The sequence below is a fragment of the Emticicia sp. 17c genome, assembly GCF_037153985.1.
GTDB lineage: Bacteria > Bacteroidota > Bacteroidia > Cytophagales > Spirosomataceae > Emticicia.
In genome coordinates, this window is sequence record NZ_JBBAYI010000011.1 from 79,394 (window position 1) to 96,233 (window position 16,840).

A 16,840-nucleotide genomic window follows, 5' to 3' on the forward strand; every position below is an offset into this window, starting at 1 on the left:
TGTACTCTTCATCTTTAACACCTAATATTATGATAAAAAAATTACATCTACTATTATTCCTTAGTATAATTAGCGTTTCGGTTGGTTGGGCGCAAATACAGTCGGGGCCTATGTTGGGGTACTCCGAAATGCGCGAAGTGTTACTTTGGGTACAAACCAAAAAAGAAGCATCCGTAAAATTTGTTTACTGGGATAAAGAAAAACCTAATGTAAAATATTCGACAGACGAGTTCAGAACCCAAAAAGCCGACGCGTATGTGGCCAGACTAATAGCAGACGAAGTACTACCCGGTAAAAAATATGGCTATGAGGTATGGGTCGATAAAAAGAAAATAGCAATCAGTTATCCGCTCGAATTTCAGACTCAAAGCCTTTGGCAATGGCGTACAGACCCACCTGCCTTTAAGTTTGCAGTTGGTAGCTGTGCATACATTAATGAGCCAGAGTTTGACCGCCCCGGCACACCCTATGGCTCTGAATATGAGATTTTTACCAGTATCTATAAATCAAAACCTGATTTTATGCTCTGGGGAGGCGACAACCTCTATTTAAGAGAACCCGACTGGAACACCAAGTCAGGAATTCTGAAACGTTATACACACACACGCTCATTGCCTGAAATGCAGCCCCTGCTGGCTAGCATACATAACTATGCGATTTGGGACGACCACGATTTTGGCCCAAATGATGCCGACAGAGGCTTCGTAAGTAAAAAGCAAACCCTTGATGCCTTTAAACTTTTCTGGGGAAATCTGAATTATACCTTTCAGGACGAAGGCGTAACAGGCTCGTTCCAATGGGCTGATTGCCAGTTTTTTCTGATGGACGACCGCTGGTGGCGAACACCTAATGACCGTATTACTGGTAACAGAGAATATTTTGGGCAAAAACAGATTCAGTGGTTAGTTGATGCCCTTAAGTTTTCGAATGCTCCGTTTAAATTTGTTGTAGTAGGGGGGCAGGTTGGTAATCCGGCCAAAATATTCGAGAACTTTGCCAATTATGAAGAAGAAAGAAACCAACTGTTCGACCTGATTGCCAAAGAGAAAATACCGGGTGTTATCTTTATCAGTGGTGACCGCCACTGGACGTCTCTTTGCAAAATTGAGCGGCCGGGTACTTATCCTATCTATGACTTAACTGTTTCGGCATTAACGTCGGGGCCATCAAAACCTGTAACAGAAGAAGCAAATACACCGTATGTGGAAGGCACAAGCGTAACAAAACATAATTATGGCTTGTTGGAAATTTCAGGAAAACGTACCGATAGGGTCTTAAAAATTAACGTATTGGATAAAGATGGCAAGGAACTCTGGACAAAAGAAATTAAAGCCAGTGAGCTAAAATAAGTTATTTGCTATAAAGTACAGGCATCTCTGACGGACACTCTTCTGTGTTGGTCAGAGATGCTTGTTTTTTTATGCTGCTCTTGAAACATAAAGCCATTATTTCGTTAAAATCTTTGTTTTGGGTATATGGTGGCACAGAATATTTATTTTATCGATAATCTTCTTAACTTGTGCCGATAACACAAAATCAGGAAATTATATTGATTGACGCACCGCCTTTAAAAGGATTTAAAAAATGAGCACACAAACAGAAAATAAAGATTTACTCATAAAGAAACTTCAGGAAATTGATAATAAAGAAGCCTTTCTGAGATTTTTTGTGCTTTTACAGGAGCTTATCGAAGTAACAAATCTGGGTATTGATGACCCCCGAATTGCCTTTACTACCCGAAAAGATAAGGCCATTACGGCCAATATTAATAATTACGTGGCTTTACATTTACGTCGTAAAAAAGGAATCTGGTTTGATATGCTTTTTTGTAAACGGCACGAACAACTCTTTACCAAGTACAAACTCATTCAGTTATCAAGCCTGAATAACCCTGAATATTTCTACGCCAATATCCCTTTTGAGCAAAAGCATATTATTGATGATATTAAAATAAGAAGTGCATGGCAGGAGTGTCTGGAAGAACTGAAATCAATGGCTGTTTCAAGCCCCAGAAAAGAAAGGCATAACCCCTATATTTATCAGATTGCTGAAGACGAAAATCTCAGGAATGAGTTGTTCTGGGAGGTTGACCACCCTGACAAACCATATATCCCTGCCGACATTCCCATGCAGGAACTAAATGAGGATACACCCATTTACGTTACCAGACCTGATATTCCGTTGAATCTGGTATATTATGGCCCTCCGGGTACGGGCAAAACTTTCGAAGCGCAAAAACTGGCTAATCAGTTCGGTTCAACATTTATTACCTTTCATCAATCGTATAGCTACGAAGAATTTATGGAGGGGCTGAGGCCATCAACCCGAAACGGACAGGTATATTATGAAGTGGTTAAAGGTGTTTTCTATAAATCATGTCTTGAGGCACTGAAAAAGGCTGGTTATCAAAGTTTTTCAGCTTGTATGGATGATACAAAAGAGAATCGGACCAAAAAATTCAATAAAGCCGAATGCCAGCTACTAATTATTGATGAGCTAAACAGGGCCAATATCTCAAAAGTGTTTGGCGAACTTATAACGCTGATTGAGTCAGACAAACGTTTGGGTAATAGCAACGAACTTTCAGTTGTTTTGCCATATTCGCAAGAGCGGTTTGGCATTCCGGCAAATCTGTATATTGTGGGCACCATGAATACCACCGACCGTTCGATTGCCTTGCTTGATTTAGCTCTTCGCCGGAGGTTCGAGTTTCAGGAACTTATACCACAACCTTATATTTTAAAAGAACACGACGGCATAGACTTTGAAAAACTGCTTAATAAAATAAACCAACGTATTGAGTTTTTACTAGACCGTAACCATACAATAGGGCATGCTTATTTTATAGATATATATTCAGGCGAAGCTCTGGTGAGGGTTTTCATTAGCAAAATTATTCCACTATTGCAGGAGTATTTCTACAACGACTGGGAAAAAATACGGCTTATTCTAGGGCCGGAGATTATTCTTCGCGAAACAATAAGAACGAAAGATGTATTCGGAACTAACCTCGATAATTTTGAAGATGAAAGTTTTAAGTATAGAGTTAATCAGGATATTCAGCCCGAGATGCTTAAAAAGCTGTATATAGAGTAGATATTTAGATTTTTATTCTATCAGGCTTAAATCCCATGCCTTGCTGGTATCGTACCGTAGGGAGCCATTTGCCATTACTAAGGGGCTGTCAATATTGTTATGATACAAGCCTCCAGTTCCTAAACCCTGAGGCAGCGTATTTTTATATTCGGCAGTAAACTGGGCAATCGCATTGAGGCCTATGTTCGATTCAAGGGCCGAGGTTATCCACCAGCCTATTTGTAAGCGTGAAGCAATCTCAATCCATTCGCGGCAATGCTGCAAGCCACCCAGAAGTGTAGGTTTCAGGATAATATATTGCGGGCGTATTTTTTTCAGTAGCTGCATTTTTTGTACATAATCGCTCACGCCAATAAGTTCTTCGTCGAGCGCAATAGGTACAGGGCTACTTTTGCTCAGATTTTCCATTACCTCAACCTGATTCGCTCTAATGGGCTGTTCAATACTATGTAGCCTGTATTCGGCTAATTGTGCCAGCTTTTGAGGGGCTTCTTCTGACGAAAAAGCTCCGTTAGCATCAACCCGTAAGCTGATTTGTTCAGGACTGAAACGTTCTCTGATAGAAGCCAGAATGCTTAATTCATCCTGAAAATTAATAGCCCCTATTTTTAGTTTAAGAGTATTAAAGCCAGACTCCAGTTTTTCTTCGACCTGATGCACCATAAAATCTTTAGTTCCCATCCAGATAAGCCCATTGATAGGAATAGATTTTCTTCCGTTTACAAAGTCATTATCAAAAATGATACGCTTACCTCCGTTCATAATATCAAGTAAGGCTGTTTCAAACCCAAATTTGACGGCAGGAAAACGGTCATCGATAAGCTGTGAAAGAATAATGTTCAGATTCCACGGAAAAACCTCTAAATCGAGGCTGTTAAAGTCTTCACAGATTTGATTGAGTATATCTGCTAGGTCTGGAGTGTAATCAATACTCAGGCCGTGCAATGGGGCAATTTCTCCCAAGCCAAAAACCGTCGGATTTTCGGTATCAACTATTTTCAGGAAGAAAGTCTCTTTTTCAGTATAAACCCCTCTGGAAGTTCCGGCTTCAAACCTGAACTTTAGTAAGTGTTTAGACCATTTAGCTTTTAGCCCCATCGAAAAATGCTTAATTTTGGCAAAAGTACAGAAAGTTTTATTTTTTATGTTACAGATAAATCAATTTGTGCTATTTTCTTAATAGAAAGTCTAAAAATTGATGATTTAAAAGCTAGCTCATGCGTTTGGTATTTAGTAGGATTTTAAAAATCGTATTGTTTCCACTTACAGCGTTGCTTACTGGCATAGTATATGTCAGAAACTGGCTTTACGATACTGGTTTACTGAAAAGTAGCCAGCCTGAAGTTTTTACAATTAATGTAGGTAACCTTAATCTGGGTGGTACAGGTAAAACCCCTCACGTAGAATATCTGGTTAAATTATTGGCCGATTCCTTCAAAACAAGCATACTAAGCAGAGGGTACAAACGCAGTACAAAAGGTTTTCTGATTGCCGATAATACAGCTACTGCCCACAGCATTGGTGATGAACCCATGCAATATTATCAGAAATTTAGTAATAAAGTTAATGTAGTAGTATGTGAAGACCGTGTGGCAGGTGTGGCTGGGATTCAAGCAAAATTCCCTGACAATCAGTTGGTTATATTAGATGATGCCTTTCAGCATCGTAGAATTGCCCCGCATTTTAATATACTTCTTTCTGATTATTCACGTCCCTTCTATCAGGATTATCTGGTGCCTGTGGGCAAGCTCAGAGATATTCGCCAAAGTGCGAAAAGAGCAAATGTAGTTATTATAACAAAGTGTCCTGAGTATGTTTCTTCGCAGATTATACAGGAAATGATTGCTAATATTAAGGTATATACTACTGAAAATACGCCTGTATTTTTCTCAAAGATTCGGTATAATGCCATTTGTGGCTATAACCATGCAGAAGTTTTTGAGAAAAAAAGCCCCTGCATGGTTGTAACAGCTATTGCCAAGCCAGAAGTGTTTTGGCAGTACTTGAATGCACAAAGTTTAACGATTGAAAAAACAGTCGATTTTCCCGACCATTTTGCCTTTACCCGCAATGAGGTTGACAATCTTTTGAATCAGGCTTTGGGCAAACAGATTATTACCACCGAAAAAGATATGGTAAAACTTAAACCCTTGCTAAATGAGGTTGAAATCAGACGCTTTTTTTATGTGCCTATCGAAATAACGCTCGAAAACACCGAAAAATTTAACCAGTTAGTGCTTGAAAACATCACTACTTTTATTTCATGAAATATCTGATTCCTATACCCAAAGACGGACTTGCACTAGCACCTGTATTAATATTAAAACCGTTAAAGGTTTTTCCCCAACTGTACATAGCATTCAGGTTTATCAAAGAGGTATTGCCTTCAATGGCGAATCTGTCGCTAATCAGATAAATAACTCCTGGCCCTACCCCCAGATTTAAGCCAACAGTGCTTGGCCCTTCTTGTTTAATATCCATATCTGGTAAATCTCTTTTATAGCGTGTACTACTAAAGCCTGTACTTATGCTACCGCCATATTGTATCGAAATCCCTAGTTTTTCGGTAAGCATTTTATAGTTTGTCAGAAATAAACTAGCTGAAATATTATTTGAAAACATTCTGGTAGAAGATGATATATCTGCCGAGCTCTTATAATTGTAATAGGTTGTCGAAATACCATAGCTTAAAGAATAAGTAATTGAGAAATTATCTTTTTTAAAATAAGTAATCGATGGAGCTATGCTTACCTGAAAGCTAGTTGCTTCTCCTTCATTCTTTTCTGCTTGTGTTTGAAGACTAAAATAGAAGCCCCCACCAATAAAACGTGTACCTTGTGGAATAACCTGTGCAGAAGTTGTCAGTGCGAATAATGAGACACAGAAAAAAGATAGTAATTTTTTCATAAAATAAGTTGTTTATTGTACGTATATATGGTAATAATGCTTAGCAAAAGTAATTATTATATTTTACTACGCTAATTTATTTTAAGGCTTGTTGCGGATGTAAGAGCCTTAATGCCCATAAAAACAATTTATTGTATATTTGTATATGCTTCCATCTTATGCAGAAAAATACGCCCACCTGATTAAAACCAAAGCTAAGGAATTAGGATTTGATTTTTGTGGTATCTCTAAAGCTGATTTTCTTGAAGAAGAAGCTCCGCGGCTAGAGGCTTGGCTAAACAGAAATTACCACGGAAAGATGGCTTACATGGCTAATCATTTTGATAAACGCCTCGACCCTCGTAAACTGGTCGAGGGGGCAAAATCTGTTATTACGCTCATTCTGAATTATTACCCCGATAAAAAACTGCCCGAAACGCCAGACTCTCTCAAGTTATCGAAATATGCTTATGGCAAAGATTACCATTTTGTAATAAAAGATAAGCTCAAAGACCTGATGGATACTATCTCAGAGGAAATAGGGGAGGTAAACGGAAGAATATTTGTCGACTCGGCACCTGTGATGGATAAGGTTTGGGCCAAGAAAAGTGGAGTGGGGTGGGTAGGTAAGCACACAAACCTGATTAATAGGCAAATTGGGAGTTTCTTTTTTATTGGTGAAATTATATGTGACCTTGACTTGCAGGCCGATACCGCTATAAAAGATTATTGCGGAACCTGTACCCGTTGTATTGACGCTTGCCCTACCGATGCAATTATTGAACCTTATGTGGTAGATGGAAGTAAATGTATTAGCTATTTCACGATTGAGTTAAAAGAGGCTATACCCGATGAAGTTAAAGGCAAGTTTGAAAACTGGATTTTTGGCTGTGATATTTGTCAGGATGTTTGCCCATGGAACTCATTTGCGAGGCCACATCGTACCCCTGAATTTGAATTGAACCCTTTATTAGAAAACTTCAGCAAAAACGATTGGGAAGAAATTACAGAAGAGGTTTTTCAGGAAATTTTTCGGAGGTCGGCTGTAAAAAGAACCAAACTAGAAGGTTTAAAACGGAATATGGCTTTTGTAAAAGAGCGATAGACGAGATTCGAACTCGCGACCTTCGGCTTGGGAAGCGGACGCTCTACCAACTGAGCTACTATCGCTTATCTTATGCAAATATATTGACCAACATTTATTTTGTCAAGACTTTGCATTGGGCATTTATTGCTTCAAATCACGTATATCAATAATATTTTTGCAAAAAGCGTATTCGTTGGGCTGGTTAGAACAAATAATTAGCAGGCGGTCTGGTGTATGTTGCTCAACTTGCTTTAAATACCATTCGCTAGCTTGGGCATCAAGGTTTGAAGTTGGCTCATCAAGCATAATAATAGCACTGTCAGAGTAAAATGCTAGCCCTAGCTTTAGCCGTTGTTTCATGCCCGAAGAGAAATTTTTTACTTGTTTATGCTGGTGAGGGGCAAGCTGTATTTGTTCAAGAAACTGTGAGGAGGACAATTGATTTTTCAGTGGTTTGAATTTCTGATGAAACTCAACTGTTTCTAAGAGTGTAAATTCTTCTACCAACTCAAGATACGGAGCAGCAATGACAATTTCTTTGTAAATATCGTCAATCTGAATTTCCTGAGCAGCAGCAGAACTGTAAGTTATTTTCCCTTCGGTTTGTGGTAATACCCCCGCAATAACCTGTAAAAGAGTGGATTTTCCGCTACCATTAGGGCCAACAAAAGTGTAACTGTTATTAGCCGAAAAGGATAAATTTGTATTGCGAAAAATCCATTCGTTACGGAACTTCTTACCAATATTAGCAAGCTCAATTTTCACTATCTACTACTTTTTTTGCAGGACTTCTGATGATTCCTCTTTCAGAGTTAGAAATAAAGTTCAGAATTTCATCACGTTCAGGTGTAGCCGGAAACTCCAGCTCTACTTGTGTGATGGCATCGCTATTATTTAAGCCTTTCAGATAAATATAACGGTAAATATCTTGTATTTCGGCAATTTTTTCGTCGGTATGGCCACGTCTTCTTAGCCCTACTGAGTTAATACCTGCATAAGAAAGCGGCTCACGTGCTGCCTTAATGTAAGGAGGTACGTCTTTTCTGATTTGCGAACAGCCACCAATATAGGTGTGTTTGCCTATTTTTACAAACTGTTGCACGGCCGACATCCCACCGATATTGGCGTAGTCGCCTACGGTAATATGCCCTGCTAATTGCACACAGTTTGCCAGAATTACGTTGTTTCCTACAATACAGTCATGTGCAATGTGGGCGTAGGCCATAATAAGGCAGTTAGAACCAATTTCAGTACGGTATTTGTCTACCGTTCCACGGTTTACGGTAACGCATTCGCGTATGGTTGTGTTGTCACCGATGATAGTTACGGTTTCTTCACCTTTGAATTTTAAATCCTGAGGCACGGCAGAAATAACTGCCCCCGGAAATATCTTACAGTTTTTTCCGATTCTGGCTCCTTCCATAATAATGACGTGGGAGCCAATCCATGTTCCTTCTCCTATTTCAACGTCTTTATTTATTACAGCAAAAGGCTCAACAACAACGTTATGCGCAATTTTAGCGTCAGGATGTATGAAAGCTAATGGTTGATTCATATTTTAGAGATAGCTTTGTAAATGGTAAGCTAAAAACAAAAACACGCAGACTTACAGCTTTTGCTCGTGGTTTGTAGCTTTGGAATTATTTTGCTTTTTTAACTAATCTGGCTGTCATGTTTACATCGCATACCAGTTTTTTCCCTACCCATGCTTCGCCGTGCATTTTAGCTACACCCAATTTCATAGGTATAAGTAGCGAGCATCTGATAATCAGGGTATCACCCGGTACAACATTATGGTAAAAACGACAGTTATCAATACTTACCAGATAAGGCCAGTATGATTCTGGATTTCCGGTAGAAGTAAGTACCAGAACACCGCCAGTTTGGGCAATAGCTTCAATTTGCAACACACCGGGCATAACAGGGTTGTCGGGGAAGTGTCCTGTAAACTGAGGTTCGTTCATGGTAATATTTTTTATACCCACTACTGTTTGGCCATCGAGATAAACGATTTTATCAACAAGCGCAAACGGGTAGCGGTGGGGCAAAAGCTTAGCTACTTCGGTTAAAGTATATACAGGTGGCAGGTTGGGGTCATATTGCGGCGCACTTTTAGCTGAGTCGAGCATTTGTTTTTTAATTTTCTTGGCTAACTCAACATTAGGGGTGTGTCCTGGGCGTGCTGCCAGAATATGCGCTTTAAGCGGGCGCCCTACCAGCGCAAGGTCACCCATTACATCAAGTAACTTGTGTCTTGCCGGCTCATTAGGGAAACGAAGCGGAGTATCGTTCAGAATACCCGTTTGGCCTACCTTAATTTTAGGTTTATTCAGTAATTTTGATAGATTTTCTACTTCTTCCTCAGTAACTTCTCTATCAACAATTACCACCGCATTATCAATGTTTCCACCTTTAATTAATCCTGCATGAAATAAGGCCTCCAGTTCATGTAAGAACACGAAGGTGCGGCAAGGAGCAATCTGCTCTTTGAATAGCTCAATGGCATGTAGCTGTGCATGCTGGCTATGCAAAATAGATGAATTGTAATCAACCATTGCCGTGAGCCGGTAATCATTTAGTGGCAAAGCTGCCAGTTCAATGTTGCGTTCATCATTACGATAATGAATGGCTTCTGTTACTTCATAGTAATTTCTTAGGGATTGTTGTTCTTCAATTCCGGCTTCTTCCAGCATTTCAACAAATTTAATGGCGCTACCATCCAGAATCGGAATTTCGGGGCCATCAATCTGTATGATAACGTTGTCAATCTGAAGCCCTACCAATGCTGCCAGAATATGCTCTGTTGTATGTACGCGCACACCTTCTTTTTCCAGAACAGTACCGCGCGAGGTATCAACTACATAGTCAACATCGGCTTCTATAATAGGTTTATTATCTAGGTCGATTCTTTGAAATTTATAACCATGATTAATAGGTGCGGGTAGTATAGTAAGCGACACGGTTTTACCTGTGTGCAAACCTACACCTGTAATTGAAACTTTCTTTTGAATGGTTTGTTGTTTAACGTTCATTGGCAAATGGTCTTATTTTCCGGTTTTCAGCTATTTATACATCTGATAATACGCCCTCTGTGAAAAGCTCTTCAAGGCGTTTCTCAAGTTCCCTGACTTGTTTTTCTAATTGTGGGAGTTTCCTGAAAATAGCAACTGACCTTAAATAGTCGTTTAGTTCAAAGGCTGGAGTGCCCGATATAGAAGTATTTTCTTTTTTTATACCTTTCGTAACGCCTGCTTGTGCGCCAACTTTTGTGCCATTGGCTACTGAAATATGGCCTACTACACCCACTTGGCCCCCAATCACACAGTTTTCGCCAACGATAGTTGAGCCAGCCACACCAGTCTGCGAAGCAATAACGGTGTTTTTACCTATTTCAACATTATGGGCAATCTGAACAAGGTTATCAATTTTGACACCCTGACGAATAATTGTTGAACCCATTGTGGCGCAGTCAATAGTAGTATTAGCTCCTACGCTTACGTTATCTTCAATAATTACGTTTCCTAACTGCGGAATAGTTTTGTAAGTGCCATCTGCTTGGGGCGCAAAGCCAAAACCATCGCTACCAATTACCGCTCCGGCATGTATGGTGCAATGCTTACCAATAACTGTATTACTATATATTTTTACACCAGCATAGATAATGGTATTATCGCCTATTGTTACGTTTTCGCCAATATAAGCCTGCGGGTAAATCTTTACGTTATGGCCTATTTTTGTGCCTTTCCCGATATATGAAAAAGCACCCTGATATAGTCCTTCGCCGAGTTCTACGTTTTCGCCTACAAAAACGGGCTGTTCAACCCCCTTCTTGGAAAAATTCAAAATCTTCTGGTACTCTTCAAGAAGTTGCGTAAAAGAATTATAGGCATTTTCTACAACAATAAGTGTAGTAGAAATTTCTTTTTTTGGTACAAAATCACGCCCGACAATTACAGCCGAAGCCTTTGTTGTATAGATGAAAGGCTCATATTTAGGGTTTGCAAGGAACGAAATATCTCCATCATTTCCTTGTTCAATCTTTTCTAACTTGCTGATTGTCAAGGATTCATTACCTCGAATTTCACCATTTAATAAATGAGCTATTTGCTTTACCGTAAATTGCATAGGATACTTAACTGTTGTTTCAGCTTTGGGTGAGTTACTATTATTGCACTTTAAACTCTATAAAGTTTCGGCAAATAATTTTTGTCGAAAATATTCTTGAAATAATGCAAAAATACTCTGTAATATGGCAAATTCATTGCAAATATACATTTTTGCCCCAACATACATAGTATTTTTTCACGATGTTGCTTAATGCCTTAATGGCCGGTAAATCGGAGGCATCGGCAATATCAACCACTTCTTTATTTTTTGTACAGATATAAATGGTTTCGTCGCCGCGCACATAGCCTTTATTGCTTACATCGCCTTCTGTAATAAAATAACTTAATTCTGTTTCAGAAATGCCTTTTTCAAGGAGTGCCTGTTTTAATGAACTAATGAGTGGCTCTTCAATTGGTTTGTTAGAGATTTTAATTTTGAACAAATTCCTGTTCAATAAATCCTCACAGATGGTTGATAAAATTTTATCAGAATGAAACCGCCAGTTTTTTACACATGCCCAAATGTCGTAATCGTCTAAAAGTGTAAACGATTGCAAATAACTATCATTGTTCTGAAAAGCGGATAAGCTGACGTTTTCCTTTAAAAAAACTGATAAAGCCGGCCCTGCAAACAATTCTTGCCCCTGGCTCATTAATTCGCGTGCCCTTCTGATAATCTGAATCAGCATGGTTTCGGCACAAATGGCAGTTTTGTGTAAGTAAACCTGCCAGTACATTAAGCGGCGCGCATTCAGAAAATTCTCGACACTTAACAAGCCTTTTTCTTCAACTACTAACTGGTTATCAACTACATTAAGCATTTTAATGATTCTGTCCACACCAATGGTTCCTTCGGCTACCCCTGTAAAGAAGCAGTCACGGGTAAGATAATCCATCCGGTCCATATCTAACTGGCTTGAAATAAGCTGATGGAAAAAATCACGCCCATAAGTACCATTAAACATTTCCAGAGCCATCGACAAACGCCCGTTAAACTCATAGTTGAGTTTTTGCATAATCAATGATGAAATATGCTCATGATGCACATCTTCCAGAATAGTATATTCAAGCACATGCGAGAAAGGGCCATGGCCAATGTCATGCAGAAGAATTGCTATTTGTGCGGCTTCAAATTCATCTTCTGATATAGCATGCCCTTTTGACTGTAACACCTGCAAAGCCTGATACATCAGATGCATGGCTCCCAAGGCATGATGAAAACGAGTATGCAATGCACCGGGGTATACATACTCGGCCATCCCTAATTGTTTTATACGACGTAAACGCTGAAAAAAAGGATGCTCGATTAAGTCATAAATTAAGTCAGAATGGATTGTAACAAACCCATAAACGGGGTCGTTAAAAATCTTTCGTTTGTTGACAGTCATTGAGGTACTTTGGTAGAACGTTGTTTTAACGCTATACTTTATTTTGGGTGAATTTACTAATTAAAATTCAATAGTGTTTGAACAAACAACATAAACAAGACGTAATTAGTTATCAAATGGATGGAAATATTGATGAAATTTTTTAGAACGGTTAAATATTCATCTGGAAGGGATAGAAAGAATAACTTAGCCTATAAAAAATATCTTTGGTAGCACTTGGCTATTAATGCAGTAGTGTAAGCATCAGACTGCCATATTAGCAAATTTCTGAGTAGAGTGCCTCCAGAAAAATATACCCCACCCTCCCAATAGCAAGTGTTATCTTTTTTGATACGCTTCGACTCCAGAAAAGTAAAAGCTTTTTTGATGTTTTCATCAGGAATTGCAAGACCTTTTAATTTTAAATCGAGCATTGCATGTAGTGCATAGGCAGTAGACTGAATAATATCTTTGTTGTTTAACCACGCGTTACTTTCAAAACTGCCGTCAGGCTTCTGAGTATTTATTATATATGTAGCTGTTTGTTTTGAGGCTTCCTGAAGTTCGTTAACCCCGTTATAATATGCCTTTGCAATAGCAAAAGCAATATGATAATTATTCGGATAATAAACTCCAGCACTATGCCATTGTTTGTTTTTTATGCAATGCTCAATAATTTTTAAAGCTCCTTTTTTGCCGATACTTTCATTAAGTTGATTGGTAATTGCCAGATAACTCAGTACATTACTATTAACAACCACATCGACATCGTTGGCTCCAAAGGGAATCCAAGGTTGGTAAGCAACAGGATACCCTGAACTAAATGGTGTAAAAATGAGCATTAATGAAAAATAAGAGGTAACAGGATTCCAGAAATTATATTCATATTCAGGATAATGCCATGTAAGATACGCCCCTGAATTTTTAGGAGAAGGTAAGAGAAAGTTATACCAGTTTCGGTTTTTTCGTTTAAAATCAAGGTATTCATCAAATCCGGCATAAGAAATTGCTTTTACAGAATCTTTAAAAATTTTATTGTGGTAAAATACGGCTGAATTAGCTAGTGCGGTATCGTCGGCATCTTCAGGAACATTAGCTGTTTTATTGATAAACCTTGAGCCTAACCGATAAGTTGTAGGTCGGCGTACCAATAACTTAGGGTCTTTGCCTATTAACTTAAGTTTTCGGTTAGGGGGAAGTAGTTTCCAGAAGTTGTAACGATTATTTGTTTCATAACTTTGAATTTCATGAAAGGCTTTAATTAAAGTGGGCTTTAATATATATAGAGATGTATCTTTCAAGTAAATTTCTGATAGAAAATTATGAACAGCAGATATATTAAAACAATTTGAATCACGGGCTTTTTGTTTTCGGCCAATAAAAAAATAAGGTTCTGTTAAGTTCATATAAATGGGCCACTCGCCAGAATATTGTTTGCCAGCAATAGTTGAGTCACACTGGTTCTGAATAAGGAAATTAAGCGACTCTTGAAAAATCTGCTGAGGCGTTGTTTTTTGAGCAAGGCTAATTATTGAACTAAGCAATAAAAAAAAAAAAATATTATATACTTTTTTGGTAGTTGCTATGTGTATCATTCGAGAAATTATAGCCAAAGCATTAGATATTTGACATACTAAAAAACTGATTAGCATTTTAAGCAAAACTGGAGTAAGTTAAAAATATTTCTTGTTTTTTATATTTAAAGGAGCATTATTATTTGTTACATGGGTTTTGTTAAAAATTAACTCAGATTAAAAACTAAAAAATATGCATTATTTAATGGGCTTATTTTGTAAATTTGCGTTTAATAAATTGTGTTTTTTCGAGTTGTGTTTCATACTACCCACCCTTATGTTTAATAAATCTTTCCTCTTGATAAGCGTAGCCGTGGTTGGCTTGCTTATAAATGCCTGCAAACCTAAAGGTAATGGTGCTGATGCTAAAGTATATAATGCTAAAGCCGCCGACCCTGAATTGTATCACCAGTCAGTTGAATTATTAACCGATGTTATTATTCATGATATTTTCAAGCCACCAGTAGCCAGCCGTATTTACGCCTATTCAAATTTGGCCGGATACGAGGCCATGGTTCCTGGTTTTCCAGACTATGAGTCGCTTGGAGGTAAATTAAAAGGTTTTTCAGCAGGCCCACAACCTGAGAAAGGTCAGGATTATTGTTTCCCGCTGGCTAGTACCAGAGCTTTCCTGAAAGTAGCACGTACACTTACGTTTTCTGGAGATTTTTTTGATAAGTATGAAAAAACTTTCTATGCCAAATACAAGGAAATGGGTGTTCCTGAAGACGTAATGGAACGTTCGATGGCCTATGGCGATAGCGTAGCTGCCCATGTAATACGTTACTCTGGCAAAGATAAATACAAACAAACACGTGGTATTCGGTTTACTGTAACCAACCTGCCAGGTACTTGGGTTCCTACACCACCCGCTTATGCCGATGCCTGCGAACCTGAGTGGAACAAAATCCGTGCATTAACGTTAGACTCTGCCTCACAGTTTATGCCGCCGCGCCCTCCGATGTACAACCATGATAAAAACAGTGAGTTCTGGAAAGAAACCAGAGAAGTATATGAAATAGGTAAAAAACTGACTGAAGAACAAAAACGCATTGCATGGTTCTGGGATGATAACCCCTTTGTGATGAACGTAATGGGCCATGTGATGTTTGCTAATAAAAAAATGACACCCGGAGGCCACTGGCTGGCTATTCATACCACGGTTTCACGTAAAACCAAAGCATCGTTCGAGAAAAGTGTGGAAGGCTACGCGCTGGGTTCAATTGCCCTGCTTGATGCCTTTATTTGTAGCTGGGATGAAAAATACCGTAGTGTGAAAGTACGCCCTGAAACTGTAATTAATGCAGAACTTGACCCTAAATGGCAACCATTCTTGCAGACACCGCCATTCCCTGAATATACTAGCGGGCATAGTACTATTTCTGCAGCAGCAGCCGAGGTATTCAGTTTTGTACATGGTGATAACGTTACCTTTACTGACTCAACTGAATATAAACATGGGCATGGAGTTATGTCGTTTAACTCGTTCAGAGAAGCAGCCTTAATGGCAAATATAAGCCGCCTTTACGGAGGTATTCATTACCGTTCAGGTTGTTTTGAAGGTAATAAATGTGGTGTTAAAATAGGGCAGCAAGTTTTAAGAATTGCCCAGACCAGAAGAAAAGAAAAAGTAGCAGCCAACTAAAATAGAAGCCCTCTGGAAAATACTTACCAGAGGGCTTCTATTTTTAAAACCAGCACATTACCAATCCATGCGCGGAAGTGGGCTTACCTCTTGCGAAGTAAATTCGCCTTTCTGATATTTAAAATATGCAGCCATGGCAATCATGCCAGCGTTATCAGTACAATATTGAAACTGAGGTATATAAACCCGCCAGTTTTCTTTCTCTCCTAAATCTTGCAAGGCTTTTCTTAAACCCGAATTGGCCGAAACCCCTCCGGCAATAGCAACATCTTTTATGTTTAGCTCACGAGCGGCACGGCGCAATTTCTGGAGTAACATTTTAATTAATGTTTGCTGCACACTAGCACAAATATCAGCTATGTTTTGCTCAATAAAATCAGGGTTCTTTTCAAGATTACTCTTTAAAAAGTACAAAATAGAAGTTTTAATTCCGCTGAACGAAAAATTATATTTAGGCATTTCCGACAAAGGAAACTGAAATGCCTCAGGGTTACCTTGCTGTGCATATTTATCAATCAATGGCCCACCCGGATACGGAAGCCCCAGAAGTTTGGCTGTTTTGTCAAACGCCTCACCTACGGCATCATCCTGTGTTTCTCCGATTACCTCCATGTCCAGATAATCTCTGACAAGTACAATCTGGGTATGCCCGCCACTCACGGTCAGGCAAAGAAAAGGAAACCTTGGAGCAGGAGCATCAATAAAATGTGCCAGTACATGCGCTTGTATGTGGTTTACCTCAATAAGCGGAATACTAAGCCCAAGAGCCATGGCTTTGGCAAACGAAGTACCCACCAATAATGAGCCTAAAAGGCCGGGACCACGTGTAAAAGCTATGGCATTTAGTTGATTTTTTGCTATATTTGCTTTTTTTAAGGCATTTTCAACTACTGGTAAGATGTGTTGTTGGTGGGCGCGTGAGGCCAATTCAGGCACAACACCTCCAAAACGCTCATGAATTAGCTGTCCGGCTACAATGTTAGAGCATATTTTACCGTTAGAAATAACAGCTGCTGACGTTTCGTCACACGAGGATTCGATGGCTAAAATATTCAAAACCTAAGATTAAAATTTTGTGT

The 16,840-nt window shown here is 38.9% G+C and carries 14 protein-coding genes and 1 tRNA gene; 5 read left to right on the top strand and 10 right to left on the bottom strand.

Features of this window, described 5'->3' with window-relative positions:
• Positions 1-29: 29 nt before the first annotated feature.
• Positions 30-1,349: an alkaline phosphatase D family protein gene (locus tag WAA15_RS19330; protein WP_337044474.1), complete on the top strand. Its 1,320-nt coding sequence runs from the start codon at positions 30-32 to the stop codon at positions 1,347-1,349.
• Positions 1,350-1,584: 235 nt separating this feature from the next.
• Positions 1,585-3,096, top strand: coding sequence for an McrB family protein (locus tag WAA15_RS19335; protein WP_337044475.1), 1,512 nt, complete (start codon positions 1,585-1,587; stop codon positions 3,094-3,096).
• 12 nt (positions 3,097-3,108) lie between these two features.
• Here WAA15_RS19335 and menC read toward each other — a convergent pair whose 3' ends face one another.
• A complete protein-coding gene (gene menC / locus WAA15_RS19340) occupies positions 3,109-4,194 on the bottom strand; it encodes an o-succinylbenzoate synthase (protein WP_337044476.1) in 1,086 nt (361 codons plus the stop codon).
• A 119-nt stretch (positions 4,195-4,313) separates the two neighbouring features.
• Here menC and lpxK point away from each other — a divergent pair, with 119 nt between their 5' ends.
• Positions 4,314-5,363 carry a tetraacyldisaccharide 4'-kinase gene (gene lpxK, locus WAA15_RS19345; protein WP_337044477.1) on the top strand — a complete coding sequence of 350 codons (1,050 nt, stop codon included), beginning with the start codon at positions 4,314-4,316 and terminating at the stop codon, positions 5,361-5,363.
• Here lpxK and WAA15_RS19350 read toward each other — a convergent pair.
• Positions 5,353-6,003, bottom strand: coding sequence for a hypothetical protein (locus WAA15_RS19350; protein ID WP_337044478.1), 651 nt, complete (start codon positions 6,001-6,003; stop codon positions 5,353-5,355). The two genes, lpxK and WAA15_RS19350, sit on opposite strands and share 11 nt — an antisense overlap.
• 145 nt (positions 6,004-6,148) lie before the next feature.
• Here WAA15_RS19350 and queG point away from each other — a divergent pair, with 145 nt between their 5' ends.
• The gene (queG, locus tag WAA15_RS19355; protein WP_337044479.1) at positions 6,149-7,087 is read left to right on the top strand and encodes a tRNA epoxyqueuosine(34) reductase QueG; all 939 of its coding nucleotides are present in this window, start codon (positions 6,149-6,151) and stop codon (positions 7,085-7,087) included.
• On the opposite strand, the gene WAA15_RS19360 is transcribed toward queG, so the two are convergent.
• The 7 genes from WAA15_RS19360 to WAA15_RS19390 all read right to left on the bottom strand — a co-directional run bounded on the left by WAA15_RS19360 (position 7,080) and on the right by WAA15_RS19390 (position 13,843).
• Positions 7,080-7,152: transfer RNA gene (locus tag WAA15_RS19360), tRNA-Gly, on the bottom strand. The genes queG and WAA15_RS19360 overlap by 8 nt on opposite strands.
• Positions 7,153-7,210: 58 nt before the next feature.
• A complete protein-coding gene (locus WAA15_RS19365) occupies positions 7,211-7,834 on the bottom strand; it encodes an ABC transporter ATP-binding protein (RefSeq protein WP_337044480.1) in 624 nt (207 codons plus the stop codon).
• Positions 7,824-8,624 carry an acyl-ACP--UDP-N-acetylglucosamine O-acyltransferase gene (gene lpxA, locus WAA15_RS19370; protein ID WP_337044481.1) on the bottom strand — a complete coding sequence of 267 codons (801 nt, stop codon included), beginning with the start codon at positions 8,622-8,624 and terminating at the stop codon, positions 7,824-7,826. Before lpxA ends, WAA15_RS19365 begins: the two co-directional genes overlap by 11 nt.
• An 85-nt stretch (positions 8,625-8,709) precedes the next feature.
• Positions 8,710-10,101, bottom strand: coding sequence for a bifunctional UDP-3-O-[3-hydroxymyristoyl] N-acetylglucosamine deacetylase/3-hydroxyacyl-ACP dehydratase (locus tag WAA15_RS19375; protein ID WP_337044482.1), 1,392 nt, complete (start codon positions 10,099-10,101; stop codon positions 8,710-8,712).
• 34 nt (positions 10,102-10,135) lie between these two features.
• A complete protein-coding gene (gene lpxD / locus WAA15_RS19380; RefSeq protein ID WP_337044483.1) occupies positions 10,136-11,194 on the bottom strand; it encodes a UDP-3-O-(3-hydroxymyristoyl)glucosamine N-acyltransferase in 1,059 nt (352 codons plus the stop codon).
• A 133-nt stretch (positions 11,195-11,327) separates the two neighbouring features.
• Positions 11,328-12,563 (bottom strand): HD domain-containing protein, encoded by a 1,236-nt coding sequence (locus WAA15_RS19385; RefSeq protein ID WP_337044484.1) that lies wholly within the window; start codon positions 12,561-12,563, stop codon positions 11,328-11,330.
• Positions 12,564-12,754: 191 nt separating this feature from the next.
• Positions 12,755-13,843, bottom strand: a complete 1,089-nt coding sequence (locus WAA15_RS19390; protein WP_337044485.1) for a hypothetical protein — start codon at positions 13,841-13,843, stop codon at positions 12,755-12,757.
• Positions 13,844-14,393: 550 nt separating this feature from the next.
• On the opposite strand from WAA15_RS19390, the gene WAA15_RS19395 reads away from it, so the two are divergent.
• The gene (locus tag WAA15_RS19395; RefSeq protein ID WP_337044486.1) at positions 14,394-15,761 is read left to right on the top strand and encodes a vanadium-dependent haloperoxidase; all 1,368 of its coding nucleotides are present in this window, start codon (positions 14,394-14,396) and stop codon (positions 15,759-15,761) included.
• 57 nt (positions 15,762-15,818) lie between these two features.
• Here the strand turns inward: WAA15_RS19395 and tsaD are convergent, their stop codons facing one another.
• A complete protein-coding gene (tsaD, locus tag WAA15_RS19400; protein WP_337044487.1) occupies positions 15,819-16,817 on the bottom strand; it encodes a tRNA (adenosine(37)-N6)-threonylcarbamoyltransferase complex transferase subunit TsaD in 999 nt (332 codons plus the stop codon).
• Positions 16,818-16,840: the final 23 nt, after the last annotated feature.

Excerpts from the sequence above, each read along its gene's own strand:
- WAA15_RS19330 (WP_337044474.1), top strand. The coding sequence starts at position 30 with ATGATAAAAAAATTACATCTACTATTATTCCTTAGTATAATTAGCGTT.
- WAA15_RS19395 (WP_337044486.1), top strand. The coding sequence starts at position 14,394 with ATGTTTAATAAATCTTTCCTCTTGATAAGCGTAGCCGTGGTTGGCTTG.
- WAA15_RS19375 (WP_337044482.1), bottom strand. The coding sequence starts at position 10,101 with ATGAACGTTAAACAACAAACCATTCAAAAGAAAGTTTCAATTACAGGT.
- lpxK (WP_337044477.1), top strand. The coding sequence starts at position 4,314 with ATGCGTTTGGTATTTAGTAGGATTTTAAAAATCGTATTGTTTCCACTT.
- WAA15_RS19385 (WP_337044484.1), bottom strand. The coding sequence starts at position 12,563 with ATGACTGTCAACAAACGAAAGATTTTTAACGACCCCGTTTATGGGTTT.
- lpxA (WP_337044481.1), bottom strand. The coding sequence starts at position 8,624 with ATGAATCAACCATTAGCTTTCATACATCCTGACGCTAAAATTGCGCAT.
- lpxD (WP_337044483.1), bottom strand. The coding sequence starts at position 11,194 with ATGCAATTTACGGTAAAGCAAATAGCTCATTTATTAAATGGTGAAATT.
- queG (WP_337044479.1), top strand. The coding sequence starts at position 6,149 with ATGCTTCCATCTTATGCAGAAAAATACGCCCACCTGATTAAAACCAAA.
- WAA15_RS19335 (WP_337044475.1), top strand. The coding sequence starts at position 1,585 with ATGAGCACACAAACAGAAAATAAAGATTTACTCATAAAGAAACTTCAG.
- WAA15_RS19350 (WP_337044478.1), bottom strand. The coding sequence starts at position 6,003 with ATGAAAAAATTACTATCTTTTTTCTGTGTCTCATTATTCGCACTGACA.
- menC (WP_337044476.1), bottom strand. The coding sequence starts at position 4,194 with ATGGGGCTAAAAGCTAAATGGTCTAAACACTTACTAAAGTTCAGGTTT.